Here is a 17,709-nt window from a genome sequence, read left to right on the forward strand (position 1 = left end):
TTTAAATAAAAAAAAGCAGTCATCTTTTAGATAACTGCTTGATTTTCAGTGGTACCACCAGGAATCGAACCGGGGACACAAGGATTTTCAGTCCTTTGCTCTACCAACTGAGCTATGGTACCGTTTGTTTTGTTTGACGGGTGCAAAGGTAGGGAAAATATGATACACTCCAAATGTTTCTTGAAAAAAATGTCGAAAAAAATGCATTTAAAGAATTTGAAGGGATGAAAGTAACTTTTTTTGAAAAAAAACGGCAAAAGTATTTGTAGGTTCAAAAATAGTTGTACCTTTGCAGCCGTAATCAAAAACGGGATGTAGCACAGTTGGCTAGCGCGCCACGTTCGGGACGTGGAGGTCGGAAGTTCGAGTCTTCTCATCCCGACTACAGAAGAGGTAAATCAGAAATGATCTACCTCTTTTTTATTCTTATAAATCGTGGATAAAGAACTTACGCATTTTGAAATTAGTCATTTCGATGTCCTTTATTTTAACCGCCTGTTCTTCTTCAACGATGAATCCGTGCTTCTCAAAGAAGGGACGCGCAGTGAGACTGACTTCCGCAAAAAGAGATGGGAGATGATTCCGATGTGCGAAATCTTCTGCATGGTCCAGTAAGATCGTAGCGATCCCTTGTCCCTGAAATTGGGGTAAAAGGAACATACTGTGCAAATATCCCTGCTGGTTGAATGACGTAAATCCTGTGATCCGGAAAGATTCGGTTTCTTCTGCAATGATGAATTGAAGATCACTGCTGAATAACTCCTGCCAGCGTTCGGGTGATGCGCGGTTTATCCAGGCATCTATTTGTTCGGGCGAATAGTTTTTGCGGCAGGAGGTTCTGACACTTTCTTCGAATACACATCGGAGTTCCGGGAGATCTTTAATCTCAGCCTTTCTTAACCGGACAGGCTTTAATTGCATATGCAGGATCGGATAAGGTTTGCCTTGCCCGTCCGTGGCATCCCGGGCGATCACTTCAAATCCTCTGTTTCGGTAAAAACGTAGAGCCTGCTCGTTCTGTTCGTTTACATCTACTTTACGGATATTCTTTTTCTGTATGGCGTATTCTATCAGTTTCTTTCCATACCCTTTGCCTTGTTGTGCCGGGTGAACGAAAAGCATTTCGATCAAATCGTCACTTAACCCCATAAAAGCAACGATTTGTTGGGTTTGTCCGTCTCTTATGAGATGGAGTTCTACAGCCTGGAAGTATTCGTTGCGTATTAAAGGTTTGTAATACTGTATATCATCCTCCGTAAGGAAATGATGTGTGCTCCTAACAGAAGCCTCCCATAGCAGGAGTAATTCGTCGTAATCTTTTGCGGAAGCCATATTCATATTATGTTGATAGTTTTTTGAGCAATTACTGCATAAACCTGTATGGACGGAAATAATACCTCCACATTCCGGACAGGTCCAATATTCTTTCTGTTTTTCTAAAAAGTAATCCATTCCTTTTTCTCTGATCATCTTTAAATTGTTCATGGGCGATTCAGAAAGAGGATATTGATTCATATACCGGTATTCTCTTTCATGTAAGTGTTCGCAAGGATATTGTGGACATTTGTCACAATAATCACCTTGTAGACTCCCCCTGAATTCACAATTGATTATTTTGCAGCAGATGGAACAAAACTCAGGTTTATATTCATTACTGCCGTTACATCCGGGGCACGGATTTTCTCTTTTCAAAGATTCATTGCACAAATTGCAATCCAGGCCGCAAGGGGCAATCATATTTGCTTTGAACATAATTTTTTCGTAAAAGTACGAAATTAATCCACAGAACGGAAGTCCGATTTTAGTCAATAGAGAGCATATCGGTAATGTGTTGAATGGCTGCTTACCGACTAAAAATCAGCTTTCTTTTCAATCCGGATGATTTCTCCAGAGACTGGATGCCGGAATTCCAGAAATTCTGCATGCAAGTAGAGGCGCTCGGCTCCTTTCCCATATAATTCATCACCGATAATAGGGGTGTTGAGACCTTGCGGATGAGAGGCATGCACGCGCAATTGATGTGTCCGGCCGGTAAGAGGATAAAAAGCAATGCGTGTTTGATTATTACTACGGGAAAGGACCTGATATCTTGTCATTGCCGGTTTTCCGTATTTTTCGTTTACGATCTGGCGGGGACGGTCTGACGGATCGAGACAAAGCGGCAAATCTATAATGCCCTTGTCAGCAGTGATCACTCCGTCCAGCAGTGCCGTATAACGTTTCTTTACTGTCCGGTTTTTGAATTGTGCCTGCAGGTTCTGGTGTACTTCTTTCGTTTTTGCAATCAATAAGATTCCGGAAGTAGCCATATCCAACCTGTGTACGATCAAGGGGCCGGTAGCATCGGGATACTGTGTCTTTAATCGTTGATAAACTGAATCGGCATCGGTTTTACCGGGAACGGATAACATTCCTGCCGGTTTATTGATAGCCAACAGCCAGTCGTCTTCAAACAATATTTCAAGTTCCGTATGGCGGTGTAAGTCTGTCAGTAACGGGTTATCCTCCACATTCAGTCCCTGTAGCATATGTTTCAATATCGGTTCACATTTCCCTTTGCAGGCAGGATAGAAATATCCGTGATGGCGTATTTCCATCTTCGGTGAATTTCCCCACCAAAATTCAGCCATTGCAACAGGTTTCAGTTGGTGCAGGTAGGCATATTGCAAAAGCTTGGGAGCAGCACATTCTCCAGCTCCGGCTGGAGGAACTTTCTGTGCCGTATCTTTAAAGATATCGCATAGGTCTCTTATTTCACCTTTACCATTGACTATCCTGAACTGTTCGAAAAGTTGTTGCTGCAAAGCAGCCGAACGGGTTTTACGTTCTGTTTTCAGCCGTTCGATTTCAGATTCAAATTTCTTTACCTCAGCCTGTATGGCAGCGGTACGATCATTCCACTGTTGTTTCAACCGTTTTAATTCTGCTTTCTGGTACTGGCTTTCACGTATCATGGCTGATAGTTCGTTTTCGTCCGGATTGCCGAGCCGCTTTTCTTCACGTCTTAGCTGAGCTTCCTTAAATTCTTCTTTTACCATGTCTATTGTTTTTGCCGCCAGGGCAACGGTGTCCGCCAGTCTTTGTCTGGTGGTCAGATAATTTTCGTCAGCCTGAAGCCGTTTGATGCGGGCATTTATAGCGGATATACGGTCTTCCTCGATACTGAAAAAGCCTTGTGGTTGTTGCAGGTCATAAATGGGAGGAACGAAATAATCATGCAGGTTTTTTCCGGCCAGGATACCGGAAAAGGCGGCGAGATAACCAATTTCACCCGTTGGTGTTCGTACGATCAGGACTCCGAACATTTTTCCCTGTTGCAGGTCGTTTTTCCACTCTTCTTTACTTTGCAGGTATTGCTGCACTTCTTCCGCAGCCATCACACATAAAGGATGAGGCGTGTAATGGAACGGATAAGTGAACTTTTCCGGCAGCCGGATATGGGCGGCAGGAGAAGAGAAACGATGGAACTTACTCATTTTCTTGCCCGGCGTAGTATTTTTTCAGCTTTCTCTTCACTGGAGATGAAACTTAACGATTTGATAATGTCTTCATAGTTTTCGGAATCGACAATGCGTGGAGCTACTATTTCCAGTACTTCCAGTTTATCGTCGTCGAACGTATAGATAGACATAAGGCGTATGCACTGTTTACAGGTGAAATATTTATTGCTAACCCCCATTTCAAGAAGCTCCAGTTGATCGTCTTTAAACGGTTTCTGTTTTACTTTGTTGTATAGCTGTTGAAATTCCCCGTCGCTTACTGCTCTGGAAGGTTTCCCGTGTCCATTCGGATGAGGAGGTGTCGGCTTTCCGTAATCGATATCGCCCGGAGGATAGACCGCAACGGGAGGATTGGGGTGGCTGTCTCCGTTGAAGGAGTTCATGTTACTGACTCTTTCATGAATGAAATCGACGATTATGATCGTTGTTTCTGCTGTTAGCGGATTGACTTTTTTGTATTCCCACTCTTCATACTGTTCATCGAACCGGCGAAAATCAGGATCACCCAACAAGCTGACAATTTCTTTTTTTGTCATCCCTTTCTCTATTTTCATGACAGCACTTTTGCCGGTCATATAGCTACCGCAACTACAAAGGACAACTGAGCAAATGACCAGTGACAGTGCTATAAATGTTTTTGTTTTCATGATCTTGAATCTTTATATACGTGAACGTTGTTTATTTGTGAAAAACAAATATATAAAGGATTCTCAGATTATGACTTATCTTTAAGAACAAACTTATCGGATTTTTGTCATGCCTCCGTCGATCGTTATGTTCTCCCCATTGATGAAGTCGTTTTCTTCCTGGCAGAGAGTCAGGCATATACGGGCAATATCTTCCGGCTTTCCAACTCTGCCGGAAGGCTGTTGGGCATGATCTTCCGGACGAAGTTGTTCGTAGTCGTGTGTTTGTATCCAACCCGGTGCGATGGAATTGACTGTGATATGCCATGGGGCCAATGACAAGGCGAGTGTGTGGGTTAGCGAACGAACGCCTCCTTTGGATGCTGCATATCCTTCACTGCCCGGTTCGTTCATCGGATTACGAGCGGATGATATGTTGATCACCCTGCCGTAAAGATTGGGAGTATCCAATGATTGGCGGTGGATAGCTAGCAGCCGCGATGTGATAAACACCGGTCGCAGGCTTACGGATAAGATTTGGTCAAAATCTTCCACACTTGTTTCCGTGATCGGGGAAAAGTCGCTGATACCTGCATTATTGATAATAATATCCAGATCTCCCCACTCGTCAAAGAGATGTTGCATGCAACTTTCAAGAGCCTCTTTGTCGCTGATGTCAACAGGATAAAAAGTCGTACCTGTTTTTTCAGCAGTCTCTCTTCCTGAAATCTCATTCCGGTCGCAGAAAGCGACCCGGTTGCCTGCCATACGGAATGCCTTGACGATGGCTTTACCGATCCCGTCGGCTCCTTCGGTTACGAAAACTCTTCGCATTTTATGAATAGGACTTGTTTTCTTTTTGCCATAGCTACTTTTTGCCGAAGAAGTTTTTTTAGCCTGAAATTCTTCATATTTTTTTTCAAGATAGTTGTCTGCCATGATGTTATAATATTTATCCGATAAAATAGTTTTTGGGGTTGTCGTGATTGTCTTTTCAAAGGTACGGATAAATTTCTATTCTACATTGAAAAAGAGCTATCCGGCTTCGGAACCGGATCGGACGCCTTCTATTAAAAATCTCAAATAGAAGAAAATGGAACAGTTATAAGGAAATATTCGTTGTTATGCCGGAAAGTTTATCCTTTATCTTTGCTGCAATGATAAGTACTAATATAGAATATGCCGTTATTGAGTATAAATCATTAAGCATTTATTATTCATAATTAAACTGTAGGGGTGTTTGGAAAGGGATTTTAGAACAGTCCGGCTTTTATTTTTAAGAGGTCGCACATTAACCAGGCGGCCTCTTTCTTCCTTTCTTAATAGACTCCGATATTTTCCGGTATATCCCGGTATTTGGTCGGAGATACACCTAAATGTTTCTTTACATATTTTCCAAAGAAAGATAAGTTGGAGAAATTGAAATCATCCGCAATTTCTTTGATTGATTTATCGGAATGTTTCAATTGGTATTTTATTTGTTCTATGGCTGAGTCGTTTATCCACTCCAGGGCGGTCCGTCCGCTGACCTGCTTGACGACAAAGGAAACGTATTTGGGTGAATAACAGAGACGGTCGGCATAATAGGAAACCGACCGGTGGAATCCGTTGTCTTTCGATACTTCCATAATGAAACATTTGAAAACATAAGAAGCCCTTTTTATGCCCGTTTCCGGCTCCTCTTCATTATCCAGTTCGGTGTCTGAATACTTGTAGATAGCGGCCATCATATCACAGAATATGGCTGAAAATAAATAATGTAATACATCTTTCTTATAATGAATAGATGGATCGTTTATTTTCTTTATGATAAGGTCTTCATATAATTTAATGGGAGATTTATCTTTTTCTTCAATATGCCGCAGGGGATTTTTATGAATATGAGATAATATGTTATTGGAAATTTCTTCTCTTTTTACGACACGCTGTAAAAAGTTGGTGGAAAAGCCCATAATTCTGAGCTTATGGCTGCGACTGAATTTTGTCTGGCTTAGTATCGTAGTCGGCAAGCAGATTATGATGTCGTCTTTTTTTAGTAAATAGGTCTTATTGTTCATGTCTAGCTGAATAGATCCTTCCACACAAGAAATAATCAGGAAGAAATTCAATCTGATGGTAATATTATTATAAGAAATGTCTTCCAGATTGCGGGCAGCCACAACATCCTTGTCTACATAATCTATCATGTGACTAAAGTCCTTGAAATCCTCAACGTCTATCGTTGTTATTACGTTATTATCCATACTGTTTGCTTTTATCGGTGTAAAGATGAGCATTAAAAGAGTAACCGGAATATTCTATTTCTCATCTTTTTTATTCCAAAAGTCTACTGATTGGTATTTAGGCTATTAAAAAAGTGTAATAAAGAAAATGGGACAGTATTCGGGAATTTTGTGTTATCACGCTTTTATCCCCATCGCGTACTTTTGAGGCAATTTTTATAAAGAATATAGTATGTTAAAAGTAAATGGGAATTGGATACGACTGATAGGGATTGTCGGTTGTACGATGTGGATGACATCCTGTAAGCAAACACCGGATGTACAAGTGAAACCTTCTTATTCTGTGATGAAAGTGGCGTTGGCTGATAAAGAACTTTCAACTTCCTACTCGGCGACTATCCGGGGGCGGCAGGATATCGATATCTATCCGCAAGTATCGGGAACTATTGAGAAGCTCTGCGTGTCGGAAGGGGAGAAAGTGCGTCGGGGCCAAGTACTTTTTATCATAGACCAGGTTCCTTATAAGGCAGCTTTGCAAACGGCTATAGCCAATATGGAAGCGGCAAAAGCCGGATTGGGGACAGCAGAATTGACGTATGACAGTTCGAAGGAACTATATGCGCAGAAGGTTGTCTCGGAGTTTAGCCTGAAAACGGCTGAAAATACGTTTCTCACAGCCAAGGCACAATTGGTGCAGGCGGAAGCACAGGTTGTGAATGCCCGTAATAATCTGTCTTATACGGAGGTGAAGAGCCCTACGAACGGTGTTGTAGGAGCTTTGCCATACCGTGCCGGAGCATTGGTCGGACCGACCCTCCAGCAGCCGTTGACGACGGTGTCTGATAATTCGGATATGTATGTCTATTTCTCCATGACCGAGAACCAGCTTCTGGCTCTGACCCGGCAGCACGGGACGATGGACGATGCTTTGACGAATATGCCGGAAGTGGATCTTCAGTTGAATGATAACTCGTTGTACGGGAAGAAAGGTAAAATAGAATCTATTAGTGGCGTGATCGACCGGCAGACCGGTACGGTTGTGGCTCGTGCGGTCTTCCCGAATGAGTCGCGCCTGCTTCACAGCGGGGCATCCGGTAGTGTGATCATGCCGAGCACCTATAAAGACTGCATCGTTATCCCGCAGGGGGCGACCGTTCAGATGCAGGATAAGACCCTTGTATATAAAGTTGTAGACGGAAAAGCAACTTCTACGTTAATTACCGTAGCCGGAATAAATGACGGACGCGAGTACGTTGTGCTGACCGGTTTGAAGGCCGGTGATGAAATTGTATCTGAAGGTGCCGGGTTGGTACGTGAAGGAACACAAGTAAAATAAAAGTAAAGCTATGAAAGGTAATATATTTATAAAACGGCCGGTGATGGCTATATCCATTTCCGTGCTGATCCTCGCTGTGGGGCTTATTTCGCTTTTTACGCTGCCGGTGGAGCAGTATCCTGATATTGCACCGCCTACAGTCTATGTAACGGCCAACTATACAGGAGCCGATGCGGAAGCGGTAATGAACAGCGTTATCATGCCGTTGGAAGAGAGTATCAACGGGGTGGAAGACATGATGTATATTACGTCTACTGCTACCAATGCCGGTTCGGCTACCATACAGGTTTATTTCAAGCAGGGAACGGACCCGGATATGGCGGCGGTCAATGTACAGAACCGCGTATCCAAAGCACAGGGATTGTTGCCCGCCGAAGTGACCAAGATCGGTGTGACTACCCAGAAGCGTCAGACCAGTTTTCTGCAGATCAACTCGTTTGTCTGTACGGATGGTAATTATGACCAGACATTCCTTGCCAATTATCTGGACATTAATGTGATCCCTCAAATCAAACGTATAGAAGGCGTGGGCGACGTCATGGAGCTGGGCGATACCTATAGTATGCGTATCTGGCTGAAACCGGAATTGATGGCCCAATACGGGCTGGTTCCGTCGGATGTAACAGCCGTACTCGGTGAACAAAATATCGAAGCACCGACAGGTTCGTTGGGCGAGAACTCGATGAATGTTTTCCAGTTCACGATGAAGTATCGCGGACGTTTGAAGAGTGTGGATGAATTCAGGAACACAGTTGTCCGTTCGCAGAGCGACGGTTCGGTGCTCCGTCTGAAAGATGTGGCTAACGTGGAACTGGGTACACTTACCTATAGTTTCAAGAGTGAGATGGACGGTAAACCTGCCGTTATGTTCATGGTATTCCAGGTGGCAGGTTCCAATGCAACGGCTGTGAATGAGAAGATCACTGCTCAGATGAATATAATGGAGAAGGATCTTCCGAAGGGAACGGAGTTTGTGACGATGATGAGTTCGAACGACTTCTTGTTCGCATCTATCCATAATGTGGTGGAAACGTTGGTTATTGCCATCTTACTGGTAATCCTCGTGGTTTATTTCTTCCTGCAGGATTTCAAGAGTACGCTGATTCCTTCCATATCTATTATAGTCTCGCTGGTCGGAACATTTGCTTGCCTGATGATTGCCGGATTCAGTATCAACATCCTGACCTTATTTGCTCTTGTGCTTGCGATCGGAACCGTTGTGGATGATGCGATCGTGGTGGTGGAGGCGGTGCAGTCGAAGTTCGATGCCGGATATAAATCCTCCTATCTTGCCACTAAAGATGCGATGGGAGATGTAACGATGGCTATCGTTTCCTGTACCTGCGTGTTTATGGCAGTATTTATCCCTGTGACATTCATGGGAGGAACATCCGGTATTTTCTATACGCAGTTCGGCATTACGATGGCGACTGCTGTTGGTCTTTCCATGATTTCGGCCTTGACGTTGTGTCCGGCTCTTTGTGCCATACTTATGCGTCCTTCGGATGGAAATAAGAGTGCGAAAAGTCTTAACGGACGAGTTCGTGCAGCCTATAACGCTTCATTCAATGCCGTACTGGGCAAATATAAGAAAGGTGTCATGTTCTTTATCCATCACCGCTGGATGGTATGGACGCTGACCGCAGCAGCTATTGTTTTGCTGGCATTTCTGATGTCGAGCACCAAGACAGGGCTCGTTCCGCAGGAAGACCAGGGTGTGATCATGGTAAATGTCAGCACTTCACCGGGTAGTACGTTAGGTGAAACGACAAAGGTTATGGATAAACTGGAGGATATATTGAAAAATACTCCTGAAATAGAACATTATGCAAAGGTGGCAGGATACGGACTTATGTCCGGACAAGGAACCTCTTACGGTACGATCGTTATCCGTTTAAAAGACTGGAACGAACGAAAAGGGGAAGAACATTCGTCGGATGCCGTGGTTGCCCGTCTGAATGCGCAGTTCTATACATTGAAGGATGCGCAGATATTCAGTTTCCAACCGGCAATGATCCCCGGTTATGGTATGGGTAACTCCATCGAGTTGAACCTGCAGGACAAAACCGGTGGCGACATGACGGCTTTCTACAACTCGACCATGCAGTTCCTGGGAGCCTTGAATCAGCGTCCGGAAGTTGCGATGGCATATACCTCTTATGCGATGAACTTCCCGCAGGTGTCGGTCGATATCGATGCCGCTAAATGTAAGCGTGCAGGTATTTCGCCGGCTACCATACTCGATGCCCTGGGCAGTTATTGCGGTGGTGCATATATTTCCAATTACAATCAGTTTGGAAAAGTGTACCGTGTGATGATGCAGGCTTCCCCTGAATACCGTCTGGACGAACAGTCGCTGAATAATATGTTTGTTCGCAACGGAACGGAAATGGCGCCGATAAGCCAGTTTGTGACATTGAATAAGGTGCTTGGTCCGGAAGTATCCAACCGTTTCAACCTGTACAGCGCTATCACGGCAAATGTGAATCCGGCTGAAGGTTATTCTTCCGGTGAGGTGCAGAAGGTCATCGAAGAGGTGGCAGCCCAGACACTGCCTACGGGATATGGTTATGAATATGGAGGTATGGCCCGTGAAGAATCGAATAGCGGTGGTGCAAAAACACTGTTTATCTATGTGGTTTGTATATTGCTTATTTATCTGATCCTGGCTTGTTTATATGAGAGCTTCCTGGTGCCGTTCGCCGTTATCCTCTCCGTGCCGTTCGGTTTGATGGGTAGTTTCCTGTTTGCTAAGATATTCGGACTGGAGAATAATATTTACCTGCAGACAGGGGTGATCATGTTGATCGGTTTGCTGGCGAAGACGGCCATTCTGATCACGGAATATGCGATAGAGCGCCGCCGTAAAGGAATGGGTATCGTCGAGTCGGCTTATTCTGCCGCCCAGGTCCGTCTGCGTCCAATCCTGATGACGGTGCTTACGATGATCTTCGGTATGCTTCCGTTGATGTTCTCCTCCGGTGCCGGTGCCAACGGTAACAGCTCGTTGGGAACAGGTGTTGTCGGTGGTATGGCAGTCGGAACGCTGGCGTTGTTATTCGTAGTTCCGGTGTTCTATATTATCTTCGAGTTTTTACAGGAGAAGATCCGTAAGCCGATGGAAGAAGAAGCCGATGTGCAGGTGGCCCTGGAGCAGGAGAGAAGTAATGCGGAGCGTGGCACGTCTGATATAAACAACTAAAATAATAAAATATGAAGAAGATAATCCTGTTATCCGCAGTTACTGTTCTGTTGAGCAGTTGTGGTATATACAGTAAATATAAACCGGAAACGGCCGTACCCGACAATTTGTACGGAGAAGGGATAGAGACGGCCGACACTGCTGGAATAGGTGACAGAGACTGGCATGAGCTTTTCTCCGATCCGAAGTTGCAGGCCCTTATCGAACAGGGATTGCAAAACAATACTGACTATCAGTCGGCACAACTCCGTGTGAAGGAGGCTGAAGCGGCTTTGATGTCCGCCCGTCTGGCGTTCCTGCCTTCCTTTGCCTTGTCTCCGCAAGGGACCGTGAGCAGTTTTGATGCCCGCAAGGCGACACAGACTTATTCGCTGCCTGTCACTGCCAGTTGGGAACTCGATATATTCGGGCGTATGCACAACGCTAAACTGCAGGCAAAAGCGGTTTACGCACAAAGCGAGGATTACCGGCAGGCCGTGCGGACCCAGCTGGTAGCCGGAATCGCCAATTCCTATTATACGCTGTTGATGCTGGACGAACAGCTTGCCATCACGCGTGAGACGGAGGAGGCATGGCGTGAAACGGTTTCTTCTACCCGTGCCTTGAAGAATGCGGGCATGGCTGATGAGGCGGCCGTATCACAGATGGAAGCTACTTATTATCAGGTACAGGCATCCGCCCTCGATCTGAAAGAGCAGATCAATCAGGTGGAGAACAGTCTGGCTTTGCTGTTAGCCGAGACGCCCCGTTATTTTGAACGGGGCACATTGGATGAGCAACAGTTTCCGGAGGACTTGTCGGTAGGTGTTCCTGTTCAGATGTTATCCAACCGTCCTGACGTCCGTTCGGCAGAGCGTTCACTGGAAGCAGCGTTCTATGGAACCAATCAGGCCCGTGCCTCTTTTTATCCTTCCGTAGTGCTGAGCGGGAGTGCGGGTTGGACCAACTCGGCCGGGGCGATGATTGTCAATCCGGGTAAGTTCCTGGCTTCGGCAGTCGGTTCGCTGACACAGCCTTTGTTCAACCGTGGACAGGTCATTGCCCAATACCGCATCGCGCAGGCACAGCAGGAAGAAGCCAGCCTGGCTTTTCAGCAGACTTTGCTGAATGCCGGAAGCGAAGTGAACGATGCGTTGGTTGCTTATCAGACAAGCCGGGAGAAAACGATCTTGTTCGACAAACAGATCGTTTCGCTGGAAAAGGCGTTGAAAAGCACCTCTCTACTGATGGAGCACGGTACTTCTACTTATCTGGAAGTCCTGACCGCCCGCCAGTCTTTACTGAGTGCGCAACTGTCGCAAACGGCTAACCGTTTTTCTGAGATACAGAGTGTGGTAAACCTTTATCATGCACTGGGTGGTGGAAGAGAAAAGTAACATCTATCTAAGAACAGAAAATGATGAATCAAGCTGTTATAGGTACAAATGCCGGCATAATTTGGAGGACAATGGATGGAGTTCGTATACGGCAACGCTGGAGTTTTTCTGAATTGAAAAGGGCTACCGGTCTTTCGGATATGGACTTGTATGCCGCTGTCGGCTGGCTGGCACGGGAAAATAAAGTAGAGTTTTTCACTGATTCCCAAACAGAAGATGATAATTTTTTTTTGAGTTTGCATTATTCTTATTGAAACCGTAAACCTTCTCTATTATTTATTCTAGATTTGGAGCGGGATTGTATCTTGGGAAAGATAGCAGTCCCGTTTTTTTATTTTCCTTTCACCTTCGTACTTCGGAGCACTGTTTGCGACACCAAATTATCCGTTTTATTCCTGTAACAGTAAAACCATATAACCTTCCCACGATGATAAAACATGTGTGGAAAGGCTATACTTCATTCTTTATATTATTATTTTTTCCAAATACAACGATAATTAAATCTACGGTTCGGTGCAGCATCACCATTCACACACAAAGAAATCGGGTCTTTCAATTCCGACGGGTTATCAACCCATTTAAAATCAAAGACAAAAGTATCACCGACCAATCCCAGAACATCACGATTCACGGCCAATTCCAGACACTTATCTTTTATACAATAAGGAAGAACACCGACAGTCACCCATTCCCCACTCTTTTCGTCATACCGTTTCAACTCGGTCGATTTCCCATCTACCACCGTTTTGTTTATCAAATAATCATAGCCATACCAACCTGTCGAAGAATTATTATCCGCATCAATCAACAACAACATCCAGTTCGGATCCGTTGAAGGAGTCATATTATTCATTGTCTCCACATAGAAATAAATATTTTCTTTATCTACTGCCACTTTGGATAAGACAATATCATTCCTTCCGGAGTTATTTACATAATGGTTTCCACCATATCCTTTATAATCGCGATGAGTTATATCGCCTTTAGTGTCACGATACTCGACTTTAACTTTATTCCATTTATCAAACTTTCCATTTACAGGCATCGTTTGATAGCCTTTATTCTCAGGTATCGGACGGACTCCTTTATAACGACGGATATTCTGTGCCATCTGCATATAGTAGTTATCGGTATAGCCTCCCTTCATCGGTTGAATCGTACGGTTAAATTCTGCATTATACTGGTCTACAAAATAAAATGGATTTTTACGTCCCAGAAATTCCGTCGGTCCCGGTAATTCCGATCCCGGCGCTTTTCCTGAGCTGTATTTTCCGGCAGTCCATTCATTCCAGTCATTCAAATACAGAAACTGAGGATCGTTTTTTAAAGCTTCTTCCCAACGATCCTGAAAATAGATTCCATACGCAGTAGGATCATCCACTGTCTTTCCCAACCACGGGACATAAGTTGGTGCAGGCATATCATGGTCATTTAATCGAGGTTCTTTATGATCACGAGTCCAGGATTTTCCAACAATGGAAGTTGGATGCTGGGCGGGAGTAACGGCTGCCTGTTCATTTTTCCCCTGAAAAGTAGCAACCAAATCAGACGGATGCATTTTACAAACCCGTTCGTCTCCCAAATCATAACCGAAACTCCAGTTTCCTTCTGTTCCGACAAAACGTTCGCCAGCCCATTCATAATATCCCCACCACATGGTTCTAAGCGTAAAGAAATCCTTTACTTCCCGGGTATAATCTGTATAGAACTCATTCGTATAGTCCGGATCATTATAATGGGGATGCGAAGAATCGGTCAAAGCTTTCGGATCATAATGAGGATTCGGATTCTTTACACCGCCGCCATTGGCATCCATTGCCGGTTTTCCATTATATAATAATAAAGGTTTATCTCCCCAATAAAACCATAAATCTTTATATTTATTTTCTTTATACACTTTATCATACAAATCCTGCACAACCGAAATTACCGGTCCGTTAAAAGCCCAGAAACAAAATTGAGGAACTTTATTCCCTTCTGCCTTCATTTTTTGCATGGTGGTAAATAAAGTCTCCCATTCGTCCCAGTAACGAACGGCATTTGTTACATCCATAACTAAGACATCCACACCAGCATCAGCCAACATAGACATATCTTTACGGATCACATATTCATCCCGGCTCAGAAAATAGCCGACCTCCGGTTCTCCCCAATGGTAGGATCCCTCCGTCCATGCCGGATGATTAGCATCCAAACGAGCTTCCGGTGCTTCTTCCAATACTTTACTGACATCTGCACGATAAGGAGATTTCAGATTAGCCAAATTATCCGAATGCCATGTAATATAAAAAATACCGACTACACGACGTTTGTCATCCTTAACATTACCAACCTCTTCCTGGCTCGGCATAGTCCGTCCCAAAGCATCGGTCGCCACCCATGTATCAGAATAAATATCCCTGTAAGAATCAGCAATATCAATATTCGATTGAATAGTATCCTTTTGATTTCCACATCCGGATAAAGTCGTTAGTAATCCTAAAATACCAAGCAGGTTTATACAAAGTTCATTAACAAGTTTCATAATCTATAAATTCAAAGTTTATAAAAATAAGACACAACAAAACCGATCCAAGATTCAAAAACGAATCCCGCATTCATTCGGTAACAAAAGATTATTATCAGGAAAAGCAATACGGGTTACTTTTCCTGATAAATTTCTATCTGGTATATTCCTGACGGAAATCTGTAAAAAGAGACATCTCCCTTGTTTTCAATAAGCGGATAATCGTCTTTATCAAAAACTCGTTTATTGACATCTACCTTTTTATTATCGGGTAAAGCAACAATACCTGAAGTATTGGGAGGTAATGTTATTTTCCAGATCAACCGATCATTTTCCTGAAACCACTCGCTTTCTGTTTTCCCATAAGACGTATCTATCGATGCCTTCGCCCAATCTAAAAAGGAGGTCATTGTCGGTTCAAAGCGTATTACTTTAAATCCCGGTCCTGATATATCCGGGCGTATCCCAGCTATATCTTCATAAAACCAGGTATCATAACCTCCTTGCATGGGATGATTCAGTGAAGATCCGGTTAAGCATACCTCCTTACTCTTCTTGTTTATCGGAAGAACTTCCCAAAGAGAGGTTGCATCTGCATCCGTCCACATATAAGCAAAACTATTTTCGCCTGTTTTAGTGAACATATCCCATGCAGCTTTACCATTGCCAAAACGCGATAAGGCTTGTCCGATACGTCCCAAACCAAAGATCCCGGTATGCATGAAATTATGATACTTCTCCTTCATATTTCTGGCTATTGCATCAGAAACAGCTCTCTCATCTCCTACAGGAACCAATCCAAAATCAAGAGCCATCGCATCAGCAGTCTGACTTCCGAACGTTTTATTTTCTTTGTCATAAAATTCAGCAACAAAAGCTGCAGCTATCTTGTTTTTCAAATCGTTAAAATATTCAGCATCGTCATCATTACCTAATATAGCCGCTGTTTTAGCCATAATGGATGCATCTAAATAATGAAAGGCGGTAGAACTTAATGGGACAGGACAATCAATCGTATTGTTTCCTTCCGGCGGACACCAATCCCCCAAACCATAAGGCACAATATGTCTGGTTGGAAGCGTATCGTTAACCGACAAATGTTCCACATGCTCCACCCATTGTTTCATTTCATGATAATATGTACGTAAAGGTTCCTCATTTCCAAAGTACAAATAAGTATACCAGGGTAATTGAACAACAGCTGTCCCCCAATCCGGAGAAGCAACCCCGCAAAGACGTTTTCCCGGAGCGATCATATATGGGATTCCCGGTGCTTTATCTGCAAAATAGAAGATCGTATTGAAAAGCTTTTGATGAAGTGTATTTTTTTCAAAAACGGAAGAGGTGGAACTTATGTCCTTCATATATTTCATCCAGAAATTATTCAGGTCAAAATTATAATTCTCGAAAGGAGCTACGGCATGTGCATCTCCTAACCAGCCACATCGTTCTCTATGGGGGCAATCTGTCGGTAGACCATGCGTATTACTTAGCATTGTCCTGATCGCCAGCTCATGCAACTTATTGATCTGTTGATCCGAACACTCAAATTCTCCTCTCTTGTTAACATCGGTTTGTACAAGTATCGTTTTTATCCAATCCAATTCGGGTTCCGTCACCATACCGGAAAGTTCTAAATAACGATAACCATGGTATGTAAAACGGGGATTCCAAACCTCCTGCCCATTTCCGGCACAGATGTATTCGTCCGTTTGTACGACACCTGTTGCAAATACGCCAGTCGTATTATATTCTACCGAACCGTCCTCACGAAGAAGTTCTCCCATCCGCATTTTCAAATGCGTCCCTTTGGGTTGCTTTACCTTTATTTGTGGCACACCGGCAATATTCACTCCAAAATCAAATACCCAGTTACCGCAAGGATCTTTCCATTTCTTCACAGCTTTGATCTCATTTTTTAAACGGATAGGTTCTATAAGCTGAGGATATAAATCTACCGGAATATTACTTTCAGCCAGCACAGCCTCATTCCAATTATCCGCTAAAATTCCAGCCTTTGACCAGTCTTTGATTTCCTTTGTTGCATCATAAACTTCACCTGCATAAATATTACCTTTTAATACCGGTCCGGGAATCCATTGCCAGGATTCATCCGAAACGATCGTTTCCTTAGAACCATCTTCATAAGTTATTTCCATTTGCAATCTGAAAAGAGGATCGCCATACTTCGCCCAGGCCCCCCAGACTTTGTCTTGTCCGTACCAGCCTTCACCGAGCATCACGCCTAAACAGTTTTCGCCTTTTACCAATCCGGATGTGATATCAAATGTTGAATACAAAGCATACTGCTCATAATTCGTTTGAGCAGGATCGAGAATCCTCTTTTTATCAACAAGTCGACCATTCAAATAAAGATCACCACATCCCAAACCACAAAAATAAACAACAGCTCTCTGTAGTTGCGTTCCTGTCTTCTCTGTATTAAATTCCTTACGAAAATAAGGCATCGGACTATCTTGCTTCCAAACAGAAGTTATCCATTTCGCTTTCCAATCAGACGTATTTAGTCCCAGGGAAAAAGATGCTGGTTCACTCCAGCTTGTCACTTGCCCTTTTCCATCCCAAATACGTAAACGCCACCAATAAAGCGATCCTTTTTCCAGTATAGCGACATCCGGACGAACATTCACTTGTTGCTCCGATTCCCTCTTTCCTGAACTCCAAATATTATTTCCCTTCTCTAAGTCTTTTCGGGAAGAAGCAATCTCTATTTCCCAGGCAGATTGAGTAACATTATTCTTTTCTGACTCAATGCGCCAACTAAGAACAGCTTCATCAACCCCTTCCGGGTTGACCAAACCGCGACACTTTAAATCCACCACTTTCACTTTACCTCCGGAATAGCCTTCAGTACATCCCATAAACCCAAAAAGAGAAATAAAAAACAACAAAAAACAAACACTCTTTGACTTCATATATT

At 43.7% G+C, this 17,709-nt stretch carries 11 protein-coding genes, 2 tRNA genes and 1 pseudogene; 5 read left to right on the forward strand and 9 right to left on the reverse strand.

The window, feature by feature from the left end; translation table 11 throughout:
- Window positions 1–49: 49 nt before the first annotated feature.
- Window positions 50–122: transfer RNA gene (locus tag DWW23_RS13325), tRNA-Phe, on the reverse strand.
- Between the two features lie 186 nt (window positions 123–308).
- Between DWW23_RS13325 and DWW23_RS13330 the strand changes: the two genes are divergently transcribed.
- A tRNA-Pro gene (locus DWW23_RS13330) sits at window positions 309–382 on the forward strand.
- 44 nt (window positions 383–426) lie between these two features.
- On the opposite strand, the gene DWW23_RS13335 is transcribed toward DWW23_RS13330, so the two are convergent.
- From DWW23_RS13335 to DWW23_RS13360, 6 genes and pseudogenes are all read right to left on the reverse strand, one after another.
- The gene (locus tag DWW23_RS13335) at window positions 427–1,452 is read right to left on the reverse strand and encodes a GNAT family N-acetyltransferase (RefSeq protein WP_370449269.1); all 1,026 of its coding nucleotides are present in this window, start codon (window positions 1,450–1,452) and stop codon (window positions 427–429) included.
- Window positions 1,453–1,545: 93 nt separating this feature from the next.
- A pseudogene (locus tag DWW23_RS27050) lies at window positions 1,546–1,752 on the reverse strand (DUF3795 domain-containing protein); the annotation flags it as partial.
- A gap of 98 nt (window positions 1,753–1,850) precedes the next feature.
- Window positions 1,851–3,476: an RluA family pseudouridine synthase gene (locus DWW23_RS13345; protein WP_122353783.1), complete on the reverse strand. Its 1,626-nt coding sequence runs from the start codon at window positions 3,474–3,476 to the stop codon at window positions 1,851–1,853.
- Entirely contained in the window at window positions 3,473–4,147 is a 675-nt protein-coding gene (locus tag DWW23_RS13350) for a DUF4476 domain-containing protein (RefSeq protein ID WP_122353784.1), read from the reverse strand. Before DWW23_RS13350 ends, DWW23_RS13345 begins: the two co-directional genes overlap by 4 nt.
- A gap of 93 nt (window positions 4,148–4,240) precedes the next feature.
- Window positions 4,241–5,065: an SDR family NAD(P)-dependent oxidoreductase gene (locus DWW23_RS13355; RefSeq protein ID WP_122353785.1), complete on the reverse strand. Its 825-nt coding sequence runs from the start codon at window positions 5,063–5,065 to the stop codon at window positions 4,241–4,243.
- 380 nt (window positions 5,066–5,445) lie between these two features.
- On the reverse strand, window positions 5,446–6,369 hold the full coding sequence (locus tag DWW23_RS13360; protein WP_122353857.1) for an AraC family transcriptional regulator: 924 nt from the start codon (window positions 6,367–6,369) through the stop codon (window positions 5,446–5,448).
- Between the two features lie 211 nt (window positions 6,370–6,580).
- On the opposite strand from DWW23_RS13360, the gene DWW23_RS13365 reads away from it, so the two are divergent.
- Genes DWW23_RS13365 through DWW23_RS13380 form a run of 4 tightly spaced genes read left to right on the forward strand, consistent with a single transcriptional unit; the run spans window position 6,581 to window position 12,516 of the window.
- Window positions 6,581–7,684 (forward strand): efflux RND transporter periplasmic adaptor subunit, encoded by a 1,104-nt coding sequence (locus tag DWW23_RS13365; RefSeq protein WP_122353786.1) that lies wholly within the window; start codon window positions 6,581–6,583, stop codon window positions 7,682–7,684.
- 10 nt (window positions 7,685–7,694) lie between these two features.
- The gene (locus DWW23_RS13370) at window positions 7,695–10,886 is read left to right on the forward strand and encodes an efflux RND transporter permease subunit (protein WP_122353787.1); all 3,192 of its coding nucleotides are present in this window, start codon (window positions 7,695–7,697) and stop codon (window positions 10,884–10,886) included.
- A gap of 11 nt (window positions 10,887–10,897) precedes the next feature.
- The gene (locus DWW23_RS13375) at window positions 10,898–12,262 is read left to right on the forward strand and encodes an efflux transporter outer membrane subunit (protein ID WP_122353788.1); all 1,365 of its coding nucleotides are present in this window, start codon (window positions 10,898–10,900) and stop codon (window positions 12,260–12,262) included.
- A 20-nt stretch (window positions 12,263–12,282) separates the two neighbouring features.
- The gene (locus tag DWW23_RS13380) at window positions 12,283–12,516 is read left to right on the forward strand and encodes a winged helix-turn-helix domain-containing protein (RefSeq protein ID WP_316251411.1); all 234 of its coding nucleotides are present in this window, start codon (window positions 12,283–12,285) and stop codon (window positions 12,514–12,516) included.
- A gap of 218 nt (window positions 12,517–12,734) precedes the next feature.
- On the opposite strand, the gene DWW23_RS13385 is transcribed toward DWW23_RS13380, so the two are convergent.
- Together DWW23_RS13385 and DWW23_RS13390 are read right to left on the reverse strand one after the other, a co-directional pair.
- The gene (locus tag DWW23_RS13385) at window positions 12,735–14,786 is read right to left on the reverse strand and encodes a hypothetical protein (protein ID WP_122353789.1); all 2,052 of its coding nucleotides are present in this window, start codon (window positions 14,784–14,786) and stop codon (window positions 12,735–12,737) included.
- 116 nt (window positions 14,787–14,902) lie between these two features.
- Complete coding sequence (locus DWW23_RS13390) at window positions 14,903–17,704, reverse strand: alpha-L-rhamnosidase (protein WP_122353790.1); 2,802 nt, start codon at window positions 17,702–17,704, stop codon at window positions 14,903–14,905.
- Window positions 17,705–17,709 lie beyond the last annotated feature (5 nt).

This window comes from Parabacteroides sp. AF14-59, from assembly GCF_003479515.1.
GTDB classification, from domain to species: domain Bacteria; phylum Bacteroidota; class Bacteroidia; order Bacteroidales; family Tannerellaceae; genus Parabacteroides; species Parabacteroides faecis.